The sequence below is a fragment of the Microvirga sp. GN3 genome (assembly GCF_055792825.1).
Window position 1 is genome coordinate 1 of the sequence record NZ_JBVVAK010000018.1, and the last position, 16,944, is coordinate 16,944.

13 protein-coding genes are annotated in these 16,944 nt (G+C 61.7%); 8 read left to right on the top strand and 5 right to left on the bottom strand.

Going from position 1 to position 16,944, the window contains the following annotated elements; genetic code table 11:
* Nucleotides 1–120 precede the first annotated feature (120 nt).
* A complete protein-coding gene (locus tag ACS5Q1_RS11290; RefSeq protein ID WP_473098274.1) occupies nucleotides 121–588 on the bottom strand; it encodes a peroxiredoxin in 468 nt (155 codons plus the stop codon).
* A 157-nt stretch (nucleotides 589–745) separates the two neighbouring features.
* Between ACS5Q1_RS11290 and ACS5Q1_RS11295 the strand changes: the two genes are divergently transcribed.
* Nucleotides 746–4,213, top strand: coding sequence for a hypothetical protein (locus ACS5Q1_RS11295; protein ID WP_473098275.1), 3,468 nt, complete (start codon nucleotides 746–748; stop codon nucleotides 4,211–4,213).
* Between the two features lie 6 nt (nucleotides 4,214–4,219).
* On the opposite strand, the gene ACS5Q1_RS11300 is transcribed toward ACS5Q1_RS11295, so the two are convergent.
* Nucleotides 4,220–4,426, bottom strand: coding sequence for a DUF1737 domain-containing protein (locus ACS5Q1_RS11300; RefSeq protein ID WP_473098276.1), 207 nt, complete (start codon nucleotides 4,424–4,426; stop codon nucleotides 4,220–4,222).
* A 72-nt stretch (nucleotides 4,427–4,498) separates the two neighbouring features.
* Entirely contained in the window at nucleotides 4,499–5,761 is a 1,263-nt protein-coding gene (tyrS, locus tag ACS5Q1_RS11305) for a tyrosine--tRNA ligase (protein ID WP_473098277.1), read from the bottom strand.
* Nucleotides 5,762–6,135: 374 nt separating this feature from the next.
* Between tyrS and ACS5Q1_RS11310 the strand changes: the two genes are divergently transcribed.
* Nucleotides 6,136–8,163 (top strand): M10 family metallopeptidase C-terminal domain-containing protein, encoded by a 2,028-nt coding sequence (locus tag ACS5Q1_RS11310; protein ID WP_473098278.1) that lies wholly within the window; start codon nucleotides 6,136–6,138, stop codon nucleotides 8,161–8,163.
* Between the two features lie 165 nt (nucleotides 8,164–8,328).
* On the opposite strand, the gene ACS5Q1_RS11315 is transcribed toward ACS5Q1_RS11310, so the two are convergent.
* Complete coding sequence (locus ACS5Q1_RS11315; protein WP_203443667.1) at nucleotides 8,329–8,985, bottom strand: alpha/beta hydrolase; 657 nt, start codon at nucleotides 8,983–8,985, stop codon at nucleotides 8,329–8,331.
* 232 nt (nucleotides 8,986–9,217) lie between these two features.
* On the opposite strand from ACS5Q1_RS11315, the gene ACS5Q1_RS11320 reads away from it, so the two are divergent.
* From ACS5Q1_RS11320 to ACS5Q1_RS11345, 6 genes are all read left to right on the top strand, one after another.
* Complete coding sequence (locus ACS5Q1_RS11320) at nucleotides 9,218–10,390, top strand: cysteine desulfurase family protein (protein WP_473098279.1); 1,173 nt, start codon at nucleotides 9,218–9,220, stop codon at nucleotides 10,388–10,390.
* Nucleotides 10,391–10,457: 67 nt separating this feature from the next.
* Entirely contained in the window at nucleotides 10,458–11,930 is a 1,473-nt protein-coding gene (gene sufB / locus ACS5Q1_RS11325) for a Fe-S cluster assembly protein SufB (protein WP_473098280.1), read from the top strand.
* A 129-nt stretch (nucleotides 11,931–12,059) separates the two neighbouring features.
* Entirely contained in the window at nucleotides 12,060–12,812 is a 753-nt protein-coding gene (sufC, locus tag ACS5Q1_RS11330) for a Fe-S cluster assembly ATPase SufC (RefSeq protein WP_473098281.1), read from the top strand.
* Nucleotide 12,813: 1 nt separating this feature from the next.
* Complete coding sequence (gene sufD / locus ACS5Q1_RS11335; protein WP_473098282.1) at nucleotides 12,814–14,127, top strand: Fe-S cluster assembly protein SufD; 1,314 nt, start codon at nucleotides 12,814–12,816, stop codon at nucleotides 14,125–14,127.
* A 118-nt stretch (nucleotides 14,128–14,245) separates the two neighbouring features.
* Entirely contained in the window at nucleotides 14,246–15,481 is a 1,236-nt protein-coding gene (locus ACS5Q1_RS11340) for a cysteine desulfurase (RefSeq protein WP_473098283.1), read from the top strand.
* 19 nt (nucleotides 15,482–15,500) lie between these two features.
* Nucleotides 15,501–15,875, top strand: coding sequence for an SUF system Fe-S cluster assembly protein (locus ACS5Q1_RS11345; protein WP_203444144.1), 375 nt, complete (start codon nucleotides 15,501–15,503; stop codon nucleotides 15,873–15,875).
* 130 nt (nucleotides 15,876–16,005) lie between these two features.
* On the opposite strand, the gene ACS5Q1_RS11350 is transcribed toward ACS5Q1_RS11345, so the two are convergent.
* Nucleotides 16,006–16,758: an SDR family oxidoreductase gene (locus tag ACS5Q1_RS11350; protein ID WP_473098284.1), complete on the bottom strand. Its 753-nt coding sequence runs from the start codon at nucleotides 16,756–16,758 to the stop codon at nucleotides 16,006–16,008.
* Nucleotides 16,759–16,944 lie beyond the last annotated feature (186 nt).

Genomic DNA, 16,944 nt, shown 5'->3' on the forward strand with positions numbered 1-16,944 from the left:
TGCTGTATTGCTCGACGGACTGCCTCTGTCGTTGTGGCGCTCCCATGGAGAACCTGGCCCATAGCGCATCCCTCCATTCCGGCGATAAGAATGCACCATCAAACCCCGGGATCAAACATCCTAGGCAAGAGCCTTCGCTGCCGCCAGTACCTCCTCAGCGTGACCCGCTACTTTCACCTTCGGCCAGACCTGGGCGATGTTGCCTTCGCGGTTGATCAGCACCGTGGTCCGCTCCACGCCCATGTATTTGTGGCCGAACATGCTCTTCTGGGTCCAGACGCCGTAGGCTTCCAGCATGGTCTTGGTCTCATCCGAGGCGAGGGCGAAGTCGAGGCCGTATTTGGAGCGGAACTTGTCGTGGCTCTTCAGCGAGTCCGGTGAGACGCCGATGATCTCGGTGTCCGCGGCCGAGAAATCCTTCCTGAGAGCCTGGAAATCTTTAGCCTCCAGGGTGCAGCCGCTGGTGTTGTCCTTGGGGTAGAAATACAGCACGACCTTGCGGCCCTTCAGGCCTTCCAAGCTGATCTCCCGACCATCTGTCGCAGGCAGGGAGAAGGCCGGAGCTTTGGTTCCGATGGTAAGAGACATGAGTCGCCTTCCTTTTGGCGGAATGTATTGTTTGGAAACCTCGGGTGTGCACGACTGACAGGGACAGTCGCGGGAGGCACCCGAGACGGTTAAGGTCTCTACTCTGATTCCCTGATGAGCGCTCAAGCGCAAAACCGGATCACCTGACGTCACAAGAATGAAGCTGCCATTTCGTACCACGTTGTTCCGGCAAGACCCGGTCAAACGGAGCCTCTTCAAGCGCATTCTTCGTGGCACTCTCTATGTGAAGCTTGGGCTTGTCGTTCTCGTGGTGGCCACGTTGGGCCTGCTTTATCTGCGTCTTTCCGCAGCCCCCATGAGCTTCGGACGTCTGCCCGAGCGGGTTGCGGAAGCCCTGGCGGCCCGCATCGGACCCGGCTGGAACGTCACGTTGCGGAATACGGCGATCGAGCTGCATGAGGGCTCGCCGGCCCTGCGGGCAAATGGCCTCGACATCCGGGCCCCGGACGGCGATCTCGTGCTGCGGGCTCCTTATGCAATCCTGAGTGTCGATCTCACTTCTCTTCTGACGGCCAACCTCCAGCCCAAAGCCATCGAGGTGCGCGACCTGCAATTACGGGTTCTCGTCAACCGCGACGGTTCGCTTGCCTTCTCGCCCGTGCAGGCAGCTGAGACAGATGCGGGGGCAGCTCCGCCGCCCGTCACGTCTGAGCCTTCCAAGGAAGCCGCGGCGTCGCTGGCTCTCGATGTCAATGGGCCGTCCCCGGTCTCTGGCGTTGTCGGTTCGCTGCTTGAGCTGATCGTCGGTCCCGGAAGCGTCCTTAATTCGCTCGGCCAAGCCCAGCTGACCAATGCGCGCCTCGTCTTCGTCGATGCGGACGGTCGCGAGCGGGCTAGGTTCCAACGCGTAGATGCCGCCTTCGACTGGACCGAGAACGGAGGACGGCAGTTCGCCGCGACGGTCGAAGGGGATCAGGGCCCCTGGCAACTCAACGGCGATGCCGTTGTGGAAGGCGATGGCGCCTATCGGGCCGGCGTGGTCGCGAATGAAGTGCCGATCAAGGACATCCTGCTGCTCGCGGGGGCGTCCGAGCTGCCGGCGACCACGGACCTCGAATTCTCCGGGCGCTTCGATATCGCCTATGCGGACGGCCGCGTTACGGAGCTGAAGACACGGCTCGAGAGCAATGCCGGTACGTTTCAGATCGAGGACAAGGACACGTCGCCCTTCCCGGTCGAGCGGGCAACGATCGAGGCGCAATGGAACGAGGCCGAGAAGGCTCTCGAACTCCAGGAGCTTGACCTGACGGGCGGGGATACCAAGCTGCGCCTGCAGGGGCGCCTCGCGACGCCCGTCGCAGACAAGCCGTGGCATTTGTCGCTTCATGGCCGCGATATCGTTTGGTCCGGCGCGGCATCGGGAGACCGTCCCCTCCCGGTCAGCGAGTTCGCCGCGGATCTGTCCGGCCCGGACGGCGTCAGGATCAACAGTGTCACGCTGAAAGGGCCCGAATTGTCGGCCCGCATCAGCGGTCTTCTGGGAGCCTCCGCGGATCCGAAGGGCTTGAACCTGGATGTGCGCGCCGAGAAGACGAATATCCGCTCCGCCCTGCGCATCTGGCCCGAGGCTGTTGCTCCCCCGGTCCGCCGATTCCTTGTGTCCAACCTGACGGCGGGCACGCTGGAATCCATTGATCTCAAGGTGGCGATGACGGGCGCAGACATTGCAAAGGCGGTGACGGGCGGTCCGACGCCTGATGAATCCCTGAAGATCGATTTTTCCATTTCCGATGGTGTTCTCCAAGTCGCAGACGGCCTTCCACCGATCTCCGGGATGAACGTGACCGGTCATGTGACGGGCAGGAAGGTTGCCGTCCGCGCATCGACCGGACTGATCCAAATGGCGGGCAGCCGCTCCTTAAACGCCTCCGACGGTGCGTTCATCCTGGACAATTATTGGGATGACAGTGCCTTGGCCCGCATCGATTTCCGTCTCACGGGCGGAGCCGATGGGCTGGGCGCCCTGTTGCTTGAGCCGCGCATCAAGGAAATCGCCGGCTTCAACATCGATCCCGCCACGATGAAGGGGAAGACCGATCTGCGCATCGGCATCGGCCTTGCCGCCCACAACATCCCCGCCTTCGCCGACCTGCCTCTCAAAGTCAGCGGAACGGTCAACGACTTCGCCGTCGACAAGTTCTTCGGCAAGGATCGCCTGGAAGGCGCAAACCTGACGATTGCCTATGACAGGGGCGATCTCGCGGTCAAAGGCGACGGCAAGCTCGCCGGCAGTCCGGCTGTCATCGATCTGCAGAAGAACCGGCAGGGCGGGCAGGCCAGCGTGGCATTCTCCCTCGATGAGGCAGCGCGCAGCAGGCGGGGCCTCTCCTTCGGCTCCCAACTCACGGGAACGATCGGGCTCAAGGCGAGCCTGCCTCTGGGCGCATCGGCTCCGTCGGACATCCTCGTCGAAGCCGATCTCGCCAAGGCCGGTGTGGATCAGCTGATCCCCGGCTGGGTGAAGCCGGTCGGGCGGCCTGGGAAGCTGTCCTTCGCCATGGTCGAGGGGCCGACCAACGAGATCCGGGATCTGCAGCTCGACAGCGGTACGGTGCAGTTGAAGGGCCATGCCACGCTTTCAAGCGAGGGCAGCCTGGAGAAGGCCGAACTCTCGACCTTCAAGCTCTCGCCCGGCGACGACATGCGCGCCCAAGTCGAGCGCGCCAACAATGTCTACAAGGTCACGATACGCGGCAATGTGGGCGATGCCCGACCCTTCGTGAAAGGCGGGGCAACGGGTTCCGCCGTGTCCGGCCGAAATGCAACTGCGCAGAAGGACGGCAAGGATTTCGACCTCGACCTGAACCTCAACATCCTCACCGGCTACAATGAGGAGGCGATCACCAACGCCGTGATCAAAGCCTCCGTGCGAAAGGACAACCTTCGCCAGCTCGACATGAAGGGGCGGCTCGGTGCGACCGATATCATCGGGCGAACTCTGCCGGATGGCGGAGGTCAGGTGGTGATCCTTCAGGCGGAGGATGCCGGCGCGCTTCTGCGCTTCACCGATGTCTACAGGCGGATGTCCGGCGGCGATCTCATCCTCCAGCTTGCCACAGGCGACGGCCCGCAGGGTGGGCATGTCATTCTGCGGTCGTTTGCTCTGGTCAACGAGCCGGCGCTCCGGCGGATCATTCCCACCCAGACCCAGATCATCGCCGGGCAGGACCGAGCCGGCAATCCGCAGACCGTCCGCGTGGACGTGAACGAAGTGCAGTTCACCAAGGCGCGTCTCGAATTCACCCGCAATACCGGACGGCTTGATTTCAAGGACGCTGCTATCTGGGGCAATCAGATCGGGTTCACGCTCGGGGGCTTTATCGATTACGCCCGTGACCGGCTCGACATCACGGGGACCTTCGTGCCGGCCTATGGCCTCAACAACGTCTTTGCCCAGGTGCCGCTCTTCGGACCACTTTTGGGCGGAAGCCAATATGAGGGGCTGTTCGCCGTTAATTTCCGGCTGAACGGGCAGGCGAGTTCGCCGTCCCTGACGGTCAACCCGCTCTCGGCGGTCGCTCCTGGATTCCTGCGCAGGCTCTTCGGCGTCGGAGCGGGAGGGGAACCGCAGACGGGATCTCTGCCGGTGGTTCCGGAACGTTAGAAAGTCCTATTGTTGGGACAGGTCAATATCCGGTGTGTAATCGACGCCCTCCACCTCTTTGACGAGAGCTTGTCCGCAGATCACGCGCTTTTGCTCGTCGTTATAGGTGAGCGTTGGGTTGCCGTATAATTCCCAACCCCTGTTCAAAGCAGCCGTCACCCGTTCGCAAAAGCTCGCGTCATCGGGTCCTGTAAAATAGCGGAACAACTTCATGAGGGTCTCCCAGCATCGACGTTGCCGGGAGACCCATAACTTTCTTGACTTTCAAGATTATTAAAGCAGTTCTCACACAGCGCGCAGGAGAACGTGCTTCTTCTTGCCGAAGGACAGCTTGATCACGCCCTCGGCCGTGACGTCCGACAGGCTCAAAGTCCCGCGCTCGTCCGAAACGGTTTGGTCGTTCACCTTCAGGCCGCCGCTCTTCACCTGTCGGCGGGCTTCGCTCGATGACGGAACGAGCTTTGCGTAATCAGGCCCGAACGCCGCCAGGATGCCGAGGCCACCTTTGAGCACATCGGTCGCGATCTCGACGGTCGGCAGGCTTTCCGCCAGCGCGCCCTGCTCGAAGGTCTTGCGGGCGGTTTCCGCAGCGAGTTCCGCAGCCTCGCGGCCGTGGAGGAGGGCAGTCGCTTCCGTCGCGAGAACCTTCTTCGCCTCGTTGATTTCCGCACCGGGAAGCGCCTCGAGCCGCGCGATCTCGTCCATCGGCAGGATCGTGAAGAGCTTCAGGAAGCGGCCGACATCCGCATCCTCGGTGTTGCGCCAGAACTGCCAGTAATCATAGGGGCTCAGCATGTCGGCGTTGAGCCAGACCGCACCGGAGGCAGTCTTGCCCATCTTGGCGCCGGAGGCGGTGGTCAGGAGAGGGCAGGTGACCGCGTAGAGCTGCGGCGTGCCGAGGCGGCGGCCGAGATCGATGCCGTTGACGATGTTGCCCCACTGGTCCGAGCCGCCCATCTGCAGCACGCAGCCATAGCGCTTGTTGAGCTCCACGAAGTCGTAGGCCTGGAGGATCATGTAGTTGAATTCCAGGAACGACAGTTCGTGTTCGCGGTCGAGGCGCAGCTTCACACTGTCGAAGGACAGCATCCGGTTGACCGAGAAGTGCCGGCCCACATCGCGCAGGAACTCGATGTAATTGAGCTTGGTCAGCCACTCGGCATTATCCGCCATCATGGCGTCTGTCTTGCCCTCGCCGAACGAGATGAAGCGCGAGAACACCGTCTTGATGCTCTCCTTGTTGGCCTCGATCTGCTCGACGGTCAGGAGCCTGCGGCTCTCGTCCTTGCCCGAAGGATCGCCCACGCGGGTCGTGCCGCCGCCCATCAGCGTGATCGGCTTGCCGGCCCCGGTCTTCTGAAGCCAGTGCAGCATCATGATCGAGAGGAGATGCCCGACATGGAGGGAAGGGCCAGTGCAGTCATAGCCGACATAGGTCGTCAGCCGGTTCTCAAGGGCCGCGGCATCCATCCCCACCAGATCGGAGATCTGGTGAATGAACCCCCGCTCGGTGAGCACCTTCAGAAATTCGGATCTCGGCGCGTTCATCGCGTCTCTCTCATCAGTCTTGGTCGCATGTGAGGCGACCCTCTATCAGTTTCGTTCCAGGATTTCACGCGGTTTTGGCGACAGATGGATCCGGATCGATCGCGCCCCCACACGGATCTCCTCATTGGCTCTTAGAGCTTTAGTGTCCCGCAGAATCCTCTGGCGCGACAAGAATGCGAGGTCTTATAGGAATAAAAGCTCGTGTAACGTAACGGTATATTGACAAAGCTGGGCCGCGCCATATGCTAATGTAACATTGTTAAATTATGGTGAGTTCAATGTCCTGGTTCTCGGATGCCTTCAGATCTGCCGGCGATTGGGTTGTCGATCAAGTCGAAGCCATTGGGGACTGGATTGGCGACCAAGTTGATTCCGTGTGGAATTGGCTCGACGACAACATTTCTGGGCTGCCCTTAAAATTTTTCTCGGCCATGGCCGACCTATTCCCGTCCCAGTCCTTTGGTGGAGTTCAGTATTTTAAGCCCAATCATGCCGATAATGACGTGAATGCGCTCATGGGCGGCTCCAAATGGAACAAGGCTATCATAACCTATTCGCTGCCTGACTCGAAGTCAGACTACGGCTGGCTCAATCCGAGCGCATCGGGATTCTACCGTCTCTCGGCCAAGGGCGAGGAAGCCGTTCACAGCGCTATGGCCTCGGTTGCAGGATATGTGAACACCGGCATTGCATATGTCGGTCGGGATGGAGCCGACGTTCAGGTCGGGGGCTTTCAGCCCAATTCAATCATCACTCGCAGCCATGGTTATTATCCCGGGGTTCCGGTCTATGGCGGTGATACATGGCTGAATGTCGGGGCACAAAGTCATTTCACGAAGGGGACTGCTGCTTATTCTCTGGTCATGCACGAGCTTGGCCACTCGCTGGGCCTGAAACACTCCCATGATCATGCGAACGGCATTCCTAAGATGTCAGCTGCCCGTGACAGCACCGAATATACGGTGATGTCATACAATGATACTGAAGATAGCCCGCAATCCTTCATGCAATACGATATTGCCGCTTTACAGGCGATGTATGGTGCCGATTTTACGACGAACAACGGGGATACGGTCTATCGTTGGAATTCGTCCACGGGTGAGATGTATATCAACGGCTACAGCCAAGGACTGACCAATAAGGGGCTCATCTTCCTGACAATTTGGGACGGCGGCGGCATCGACACATACGACATGTCCAATTACGGCGCCGATACGGTGATCGATCTCGCCCCCGGTGGGTTCTCGCGCTTTTCCCAGGCACAGCTCGCGAATGTGAACAGTCAGGCAAAGGTGAATGGTAACGTCTATAACGCTTTCCAGTTTAAGGGCGACAGCCGCTCACTGATCGAGAACGCCATCGGTGGTAGTGGCGCTGATCAGATCCTCGGCAATCAAGCCTACAATTTCCTTCGAGGACTTGGCGCTGGCGACGTATTGAACGGCAAAGGCGGCAACGACACGCTCGACGGCGGCATGGGTGACGATACCCTGCTCGGCGGCGCAGGCGCGGACCATCTGATCGGCAGCTTTGGAATCGACTGGGTGTCCTATGCCGATGCCGCCGGCGGCGTCAGCGTCAGCCTGGCCGACGGACGCGGCTACCACGGCAGCCTGGGCGGCGGTGCCGACGCGGCCGGCGACACTTACGACAACATCGAGAACCTCGAGGGCAGCCATGGGCATGACGTGCTCGCCGGCAACGCGGCGGCCAACGTGCTCAAGGGCGTGGGCGGCGACGACATCCTGCAGGGCGGTTGGGGTGCCGACACGCTCGACGGCGCCGGCTTCAACTGGGCCTCATATACCAACGCGGCCACGGGCGTGACGGTCAACCTGGCCAACCGCTGGGCCAACACCGGCGAGGCAGCGGGCGACGTCTACATCGATATCCGCGGCCTGCAGGGCTCGCAGTATGGCGATTATCTGGTGGCGGATGCGACCACGGCCGGCAATGCTCTATCGGGGTTCGGTGGCAACGACACACTGCAGGGCGGCACCGGCGGTGATGCGCTCGAGGGCGGCGAGGGAAGCGACCGGCTTTCAGGCGGAGCAGGCTCAGATCAACTGATCGGAGGACAGGGAGCGGACAAATTCTGCTTTGATACCGCCCTCGGCGTCTCCAATGTTGACCGGATCAGTGATTTCAACATCCTTGAGGATAAGATCGAGCTGGATAGCCGAATCTTTGTCGGTCTCTATTCCTATTCTTGGGGAGCGCTTGTGGATTGGAATTTCAAGGCTGGACTTACCGCTGGCGATCAGTTTAGCCAGATCGTCTACAATAGCGCGACCGGCGAGCTGTTCTACGATGCGGATAGCTCGGGAACAGGGGCGGAGATTAAGTTTGCCGAGATTTCCAAGGGGGTGGCTCTGACTTCCAGTCACTTCCTCTTCGTATAAAGTGGCGGAGCGAAGACATCTGCTATTGTAAAACGAAAAGGCGCCGGCAGTCGATTTGCTGGCGCCTTTTCGTTTTCAGAGGTGGGATCCGAGGTCCCTTAGAGCATCGGATCGATCCCAAAGCGGCACATCGTCGGGCGCGGCCCTCTGGGTCCGCACGATGCGCTAGGCCGCTTCCTCAGTCGCCCCGAGCCGCTTGTCGAGGTACTCATCCACGGCCACCATCAGCTCGTCGACGCGGCCGTCGAAGAAGTGGTTGGCGCCGTCGATCACAGCGTGTTCGAGCTTCACGCCCTTCTGGGTCTTCACCTTCTCGATCACACTGACAACGTCCTTGACCGGGGCCACGCGGTCTTCCGAGCCGTGGACGAAGAGGCCGGAGGACGGGCAGGGGGCGAGGAAGGAGAAGTCGTAGCGGTTCGCCATGGCGGCGATCGAGATGAAGCCTTCGATCTCCGGACGGCGCATGAGGAGCTGCATGCCGATCCAGGCGCCGAAGGATACGCCGGCGATCCAGCAAGCGCGGGCATCCGGGTTCATCGCCTGGGCCCAGTCGAGGGCGGCGGCGGCGTCCGACAGCTCGCCCTGGCCGTGGTCGAAGGCGCCCTGGCTGCGGCCGACGCCACGGAAGTTGAAGCGCAGGACCGAGAAGCCGCGCTTCACGAAGTCATAATACAGGTTGTAGACGATCTGGTTATTCATCGTCCCGCCGAATTGCGGGTGCGGGTGCAGGATGATGGCGATGGGAGCGCCTTTTTCCTTGGCAGGCTGGTAACGTCCCTCGATGCGACCGGCAGGACCCGTGAAGATGACTTCAGGCATATACGCGAACCTCTTGATCACCTCTCCATCGGGAGAGGGAAAACCCCGTGACGACCTTGACTTCAGGCCGTGGATCCTCATAAAAGGACCCTTAGAATAATTCTAAATTGTTTCAATGTTTCATTTTCCCGGGCTGCTTCGGCGACGGGGGAAACATTGGACAGGTGGTTGCGGTGCTTTAACACGGCAACCAGGGTCGATTGCAAGAATTTCGTGAGGGCCCAGGGCAGCTATGACGTTCAGCCCGCGCACCTATCTCGACCATAATGCGACCTCGCCCCTGCGGCCGGAGGTGGCCGAGGTCGTTCTGCGCGCGCTCCGGCTTCCCGGAAACGCCTCGTCCGTCCATGCCGAAGGGCGCGCCGCGCGGGCCGAAATCGAGACCGCCCGCGAAAAGGTGGCCAAGCTCGTTGGTGCCAGGGCGAAGAACGTGGTCTTCACCAGCGGTGGCACCGAGGCCGCCAATCTGGTTCTGACGCCAAGCTTCCGTCGTTTGAGCCAGACCGGAGTGACAAGGCTTCTGATTGGTGCTGTCGAGCATCCTTGCGTCCTCAATGGCCATCGCTTTCCTGTTGACACAGTCGAGAACATTCCTGTCGACGCCCACGGAATCCTTGATCTCGCCTGGCTCAAAGCCCACCTGGAGAAGGCAGGCGATGAGCGGGTTCTGGTATCCGTTCAGCTTGCCAATAACGAGACGGGCGTGTTGCAGCCGGTGGCGGAAGCGGCCCGCCTGGTTCACGAGCATGGTGGCCTGATCCATACCGATGCCGTTCAGGCGGCTGGCAAGATCCCGGTCGACATCATCGCCCTTGGGGTCGATGTGCTCACGCTGTCTGCCCATAAGATCGGTGGTCCGAAGGGCATCGGGGCGGTGATTCTGGCCTCTGACCAGTTCGAGATCGCCGAGAAGCTGATCCGCGGCGGTGGGCAGGAGAAGGGTTTTCGGGCTGGCACCGAGAACGTGGCGGCCATCGCGGGCTTCGGTGCCGCGGCCGAGTTGGCGCTGGCGGGCTTGAAGCAGGAAGCCCAGCGTCTCCGGGAGCTGCGGGACGAGGTCGAGGCGCAGGTCCGCCGGATCGCGCCGGATGCACTTGTTGTGGCTTCCGCGGCTGAGCGGTTGCCTAATACCGTCGCCTTTGCCATACCCGGCCTCAAGGCCGAGACGGCATTGATCGCCTTCGATCTGGCAGGGGTGGCCCTGTCCTCCGGTTCGGCCTGCTCGTCCGGAAAGGTCAAGCGATCGCATGTGCTCGACGCCATGGGCGTGGAGCCCGCCCTTGCTGAGGGCGTTTTGCGTGTGAGTTTGGGGTGGTCGACCACACATGAGGACGTGATCCGCTTCGCGGAGGCGTGCGAAAGGGTGGTCGGCACCTTATATAAGCGGAAGGCGAGCGCGGCCTGATTGGGCCGGTTCGACTTCCATGTCATCAACCCGCGGCCCTTGAAGCCGTGAGCGGTGGGAGAGACGAATGCCTGCAGTGCAGGAAACGATCGATCAGGTCCGTCTGATCGACGTCGATCAGTACAAGTACGGCTTCGAGACCGAAGTCGAGATGGAGAAGGCACCGAAAGGCCTCTCCGAGGATGTGATCCGCTTCATCTCGGGCCGGAAGGGCGAGCCGGAGTGGATGCTCCAGTGGCGTCTCGATGCCTATAAGCGCTGGCTCACCATGAAGGAGCCGAACTGGGCGCGCGTGTCGTACGACAAGATCGACTACAACGACATCTATTACTATGCCGCGCCGAAGAAGAACCCGGCGCCGAAGTCCCTCGACGAGGTCGATCCGGAAATTCTCAAGACCTATGAGAAGCTCGGCATCCCTCTGCGCGAGCAGGAGATCCTGGCGGGCGTCGAGCCCTCGAGCCGGGTCGCCGTGGACGCGGTGTTCGATTCGGTCTCGGTCGCCACGACCTTCAAGGAAGAGCTGAAGAAGGCCGGCGTGATCTTCATGCCGATCTCCGAGGCGATCCGCGAATATCCGGACCTCGTGCGCCAGTATCTCGGCTCGGTCGTGCCGGTGACGGATAACTTCTTCGCCACGCTGAATTCGGCGGTCTTCACCGACGGCTCGTTCGTCTACATCCCTCCGGGCGTTCGCTGCCCGATGGAGCTGTCGACCTACTTCCGCATCAACGAGAAGAATACGGGCCAGTTCGAGCGCACCCTGATCATCGCCGACAAGGGCTCCTACGTCTCGTATCTCGAAGGCTGCACGGCGCCGAAGCGCGACGAGAACCAGCTCCACGCTGCGGTGGTCGAGCTGATTGCGCTCGACGATGCCGAGATCAAGTATTCCACGGTCCAGAACTGGTATCCGGGCGATGCCGAGGGCCGGGGCGGCATCTACAACTTCGTGACCAAGCGCGGCGATTGCCGCGGCAAGAATTCGGTCATCACCTGGACCCAGGTCGAGACCGGCTCCGCGATCACGTGGAAGTATCCGTCCTGCATCCTGCGCGGCGACAACTCGCGCGGCGAGTTCTATTCGATTGCGGTATCGAACGGTAAGCAGCAGGTCGATTCCGGCACCAAGATGCTCCATCTCGGCAAGAACACCACGAGCCGGATCATCTCGAAGGGCATCGCGGCCGGCAAGTCCGAGAACACCTATCGCGGTCTCGTGTCCGCTCACCGCAAGGCGACCGGCGCGCGCAACTTCACGAACTGCGACTCGCTGCTCATCGGCAACCAGTGCGGCGCGCACACGGTGCCGTACATCGAGTCGAAGAACGCGACCGCCGTGTTCGAGCACGAGGCGACGACATCGAAGATCTCTGAAGATCAGATGTTCTACTGCCAGCAGCGCGGCCTCTCGGAAGAAGAGGCGACGGCGCTGATCGTGAACGGCTTCGTGAAGGACGTTCTGCAGCAGCTCCCCATGGAGTTCGCGGTCGAGGCGCAGAAGCTGATCTCAATCTCGCTCGAAGGCTCGGTGGGATAATCGAAAACCAATGGTGTCATCCCGGCCGAAGCGTAGCGAAGAGCCGGGATCGGCCAAGCCAGTTCAATTCGGATAGCGATCCCGGGTCTCGCTACGCTCGCCCGGGATGACGCAGATGGAAGTGTAAAGATGCTCGAAATCAAGAACTTGGTTGTCCAGATCGAGGACAAGCGCATTCTCAACGGCCTCAACCTCACCGTGAACAAGGGCGAGGTGGCTGCCATCATGGGCCCGAACGGATCGGGCAAATCGACCCTGTCCTATGTGATCGCCGGCAAGGAGGACTATGAGGTCCTCGACGGCGAGGTCCTGCTCGACGGCCAGAACCTGCTCGAAATGGAGCCGGATCAGCGCGCCGCAGCCGGCGTGTTCCTGGCCTTCCAGTATCCGCTGGAGATCCCGGGCGTCGCGACGATGACCTTCCTCAAGGCGGCGGTGAACGCCCAGCGCAAGGCCCGCGGCGAGGAGGAGCTGACCACGCCGGACTTCATCAAGCGCGTGAACGCCGCAGCCACCCAGCTCGAGATTCCGAAGGACATGCTTAAGCGCGCTCTCAATGTCGGCTTCTCCGGCGGCGAGAAGAAGCGCATGGAGATCCTGCAGATGGCGCTGCTGCAGCCGTCCTTCTGCGTTCTGGACGAGACGGATTCCGGCCTCGACATCGACGCGCTTCGCATCGTGTCCGAGGGCGTGAACGCTCTGCGCTCGCCTGACCGCGCCTTCCTCGTCATCACGCACTATCAGCGCCTCTTGAACCACATCGTGCCCGACACCGTGCACGTGATGCATGGCGGTCGCATCGTGCGCTCGGGCGGCAAGGAGCTGGCCCTCGAGCTCGAGGCGAACGGCTACGCCGATTACCGGGAAAGCGAGGCCGCGTAACATGGCTGACGTCACCCTCATGAAAACGCCGGCGGAAACCGCGCTGGAGCAGGCGTTCGAGAGCGCGAAGACGGCCTTGCCCGGCGAGGCCGAGTCGCGCGCTCAGGCCTTTGAGCAATTCACTCAGCGGGGCCTTCCGCACCGCCGGGTCGAGGAGTTCAAGTACACCGATCTGCGCGCATTGCTGCGTGAGGTTGCGCCTTTCGCCGGCGTGCCTTCAGTCGACGAGGCTAAGGCTGCCCTGGCGAGCGCAAAGGCGCTCGCTGGTGTCGAGGCGCTTCAGGTGCCGTTCGTGAACGGTCACTTCATGCGCGAGGCGGTGGACTTCCACGCTCTGCCGGAGAATGTCGAGATCGTTCCGCTGGCCGAGGCTCTGGCGAATGGTCACGAGTGGCTCGCGAAGCTGAGCCCGGTTCCGTGGGCGAACGACAATCCGGTCTACCAGCTCAACACGTCCTTCATGGCCGATGGCGTCATGATCCGCGTAGCCGGACCTGTCGAGGCTCCGGTGCATCTGCGCTTCGTGACGGCTGCCGCTTCGGCGGTTGCCACAGCGACCCGCGTTCTCGTGGTCGTGGAGGAGGGCGCATCCGTGACCCTGCTCGAAACGCATGAGAGCACGAACGGCGCCAACCACCAGCCGAACGACGTGGTGGAAATGATCGCCGGCGACCGCACCAATGTGCAGCACGTGCGCGTCAATGCCGAGGGCGACAAGGCACTCGCGCTGTCGACGCTCGCCGCCAAGATCGGCGGCGAGTCCCTGTTTAACAGCATCAATGTGACGGTAGGTGCTGCAACCTCGCGGCATCAGGTCTTCGCCATCCTCAACGGCGAGAACACGAATCTGCGCGTCAATGGCGCGACGATGCTCAAAGGTACGCAGCACGGCGACTCGACCCTCGTCGTCGAGCACGCTGCGCCTCATTGCGAAAGCCGCGAGCTGTTCAAGACCGTCATCGACAACGAAGCGACCGGCGTGTTCCAGGGCAAGATCATCGTCCCGCATCACGCCCAGAAGACTGACGGCCGCATGATGTCGGCAGCGCTCCTCCTCGAGGAGGGTGCCTCCATGAACAACAAGCCTGAACTCGAAATCTTCGCCGACGACGTGCAGTGCGCCCACGGCGCCACCTGCGGCCAGCTCGACGAGGATCTCCTGTTCTACCTCATGGCCCGCGGCCTGCCGAAGAACGAGGCCGAAAGCCTTCTGGTCCAGGCGTTCCTCGGCGAGGCGCTGGAATTCGTGGAGAACGAGACCGTCCGCGAGGCGCTCATCGAGACGGTCGAGGGCTGGCTGGCGGCGCGAGCATAACCCTCCGCGTCATGCCCGGCCTTGTGCCGGGCATCCGCGTCTTTGCTTCGCGCCGACGTGGGAAGACGTAGATGTCCGGGTCAAGCCCGGCCATGACGGCAGAGAAACGGTTTAGGCAATGAATGCTCCTGTGAAGCCATACGATGTCGAAGCGATCCGGGCGGAGTTTCCGATCCTGGCGAGCCAAGTCTATGGCAAGCCGCTCGTCTATCTCGACAACGCCGCCTCGGCCCAGAAGCCGCGCGCGGTGATCGACGCCATGGTGAACACCATGCAGACGGGCTATGCCAACGTTCACCGCGGCCTGCATCACATGGCGAACGTGGCGACGGAGGGCTTCGAGCGTGCGCGGGAAACCGTGCGGGAATTCCTCAACGCCGAATCCATCGAAGAGATCGTCTTCACCAAGTCGGCCACGGAAGCCTACAACCTCGTGGCTGATTCCTTCGGCCGTATGGGAATCGGGGAGGGGGACGAGATCATCCTCTCCATCATGGAGCACCATTCCAACATCGTACCCTGGCATTTCCTACGTGAGCGGAAGGGCGCGGTGATCAAATGGGCGCCGGTGGACGACGAGGGCAACTTCCTCATCGAAGAGTTCGAAAAACTCATCACGCCGCGCACCAAGATCGTCGCCATCACGCATATGTCGAACGTGCTCGGCACAGTGACGCCGGCGAAGGAGATCATTCGCATCGCCCACGCGCACGGCGTGCCAGTGCTGATCGACGGCGCTCAGGGCGCGGTGCATCTCCAAGTCGACGTGCGCGATCTCGATGCGGATTTCTATGTCTTCACCGGCCACAAGGTCTATGGCCCGACCGGCATCGGCGTTCTCTACGGCAAGCGCGAATGGCTTGAGAAGATGCCGCCCTATTCCGGCGGCGGCGAGATGATCCGCGAGGTGCGCCAGGACGCGATTACCTACAACGATCCGCCGCATCGCTTCGAGGCGGGAACGCCGCCGATCATCGAGGCCATCGGGCTCGACGCGGCGCTCCGCTTCATGATGCAGCTCGGGCGGGAGAACATCCAGGCGCACGAGGCGGCTCTCTCGGCCTATGCTCATGAGCGCCTCGGCGCCATGAATTCGATCCGGATCATCGGCCGCGCCAAGGGCAAGGGGGCCATACTGGCCTTCGAGATGAAGAACGCGCATGCCCACGACGTCGCGACGATCATCGACCGGCAGGGCGTGGCTGTCCGGGCCGGCACCCATTGCGCCATGCCGTTGCTGGAGCGCTTCGGCGCGACCTCGACCTGCCGGGCCTCATTTGGCCTCTACAACACCATGCAAGAAGTCGATAAGCTGGCGGAAGCCCTGCAGAAGGCGGAAGCCCTGTTTGCTTGAGGATTGACCTGTGAATGACATGACCCCGACCCAGGATCGGCCCAACGCGCCCCAGGTGTCCCCGGGCTCCGCGATCGCGCCGGAAGAACTCGACCGCATGACAGATGACATCATTGCGGCGCTCAAGACCGTCTACGATCCGGAAATCCCGTCCGATATCTACGAACTCGGCCTGATCTACCGGGTCGATATCGACGACGACCGCAACGTCACCATCGATATGACGCTGACCGCGCCGGGCTGTCCGGTGGCCGGCGAAATGCCGGGCTGGGTCGAGAACGCCGTGTCCACGGTCCAAGGCGTTCAGAGCGTCAAGGTCAACATGGTCTTCGATCCGCCATGGGATCAGAGCCGCATGTCAGATGAGGCCCGTGTCGCGCTTGACATGTGGTAGGGCTTCGAGGCTCGTCGATTAATTTTAGCGTCATGGCCGGGCTCGTCCCGGCCATTCACGTTTTGAGGGCGTGAAAACGTGGGTCCCCGGAACCAGTCCGGGGATGACGAGGGGGATCAGCATTGACCGATCACGTCCGATTGATGGAAACGCCTCCATCGACGAGCATGGCCGTGCCTGTCGTGAAGCTCGATGCATCCGAAGCGAGGTAGAGCGCTGAACGGGCAATTTCCTCAGGCCGCGCCCGTCGCTTCAGCGCATGCAGGCCTTCGACGAAGGCCAAAGCCTCAGGCGTGCTGACCCAGGCCTCCGCCAAGGGCGTATCCGTACCTCCCGGCAGCAAGGCGTTGACGCGGATGCCTTTTGGGCCGAACTCGCTCGCGAGTGATTGCGTGAGTCCGATCAATCCGGACTTGCTCGCTGCATAGGCCGCGACACCCGGCATTCCGGCCGTGTAGCCGACGAAGGTGGAGGTGAAGATGATCGAGCCTCCGCCGCGGTCGAGCATGGCTGGGATCTGGTATTTCGCCCCCAGAAAAGCAGCCGTGAGATTGACCGCAAGTGTCTCGTTCCAGCCCGTGAGCGAGACGCCCGGCGTCGGCCCCATCTCGCCGTTCGTGCCGGCATTGTTGAAGGCGATGTCGAGACCTCCGAAACGGCTGACTGCCGTCTCGACCAGAGTTTGAGCCAAAGCCTCGTCGCTGATATCGCCGGCAACAGCGACGGCGCACCCGCCATCTCTTTCGATCTCGGCGACGAGCGTGTCCAGCGCATCGGATCGCCGTGCCGTCACGATGATGTTCGCGCCTTCCTGCGCGAACAGTCGTGCCGTGGCACGACCGATTCCGGAGCTTGCCCCCGTCACGATGGCGGTCTTGTTCATGAGCGTCGTCACAGCTGAGTCCCTTTCCTTGATGAGCTCAATGCTCGGGATTGGGATCGCAAATCGAGTCGCTGCTTCCGACCCGATTCCTGCGCCCGATTTCTGTGATGGAAGAAGAAGGGGGAGCCCCTGGGATGGAAACCGGGCTCGCGTTTTGGAAGTAGGCAGAATGGTCGTAGGGTTGTG

Bases quoted from the DNA above. Each gene is read 5' to 3' on its own strand.
- ACS5Q1_RS11300 (WP_473098276.1), bottom strand. From the start codon at position 4,426: ATGAAGTTGTTCCGCTATTTTACAGGACCCGATGACGCGAGCTTTTGC.
- ACS5Q1_RS11345 (WP_203444144.1), top strand. From the start codon at position 15,501: ATGACCCCGACCCAGGATCGGCCCAACGCGCCCCAGGTGTCCCCGGGC.
- ACS5Q1_RS11320 (WP_473098279.1), top strand. From the start codon at position 9,218: ATGACGTTCAGCCCGCGCACCTATCTCGACCATAATGCGACCTCGCCC.
- ACS5Q1_RS11315 (WP_203443667.1), bottom strand. From the start codon at position 8,985: ATGCCTGAAGTCATCTTCACGGGTCCTGCCGGTCGCATCGAGGGACGT.
- sufC (WP_473098281.1), top strand. From the start codon at position 12,060: ATGCTCGAAATCAAGAACTTGGTTGTCCAGATCGAGGACAAGCGCATT.
- ACS5Q1_RS11295 (WP_473098275.1), top strand. From the start codon at position 746: ATGAAGCTGCCATTTCGTACCACGTTGTTCCGGCAAGACCCGGTCAAA.
- tyrS (WP_473098277.1), bottom strand. From the start codon at position 5,761: ATGAACGCGCCGAGATCCGAATTTCTGAAGGTGCTCACCGAGCGGGGG.
- ACS5Q1_RS11340 (WP_473098283.1), top strand. From the start codon at position 14,246: ATGAATGCTCCTGTGAAGCCATACGATGTCGAAGCGATCCGGGCGGAG.
- sufD (WP_473098282.1), top strand. From the start codon at position 12,814: ATGGCTGACGTCACCCTCATGAAAACGCCGGCGGAAACCGCGCTGGAG.
- ACS5Q1_RS11290 (WP_473098274.1), bottom strand. From the start codon at position 588: ATGTCTCTTACCATCGGAACCAAAGCTCCGGCCTTCTCCCTGCCTGCG.
- ACS5Q1_RS11350 (WP_473098284.1), bottom strand. From the start codon at position 16,758: ATGAACAAGACCGCCATCGTGACGGGGGCAAGCTCCGGAATCGGTCGT.
- sufB (WP_473098280.1), top strand. From the start codon at position 10,458: ATGCCTGCAGTGCAGGAAACGATCGATCAGGTCCGTCTGATCGACGTC.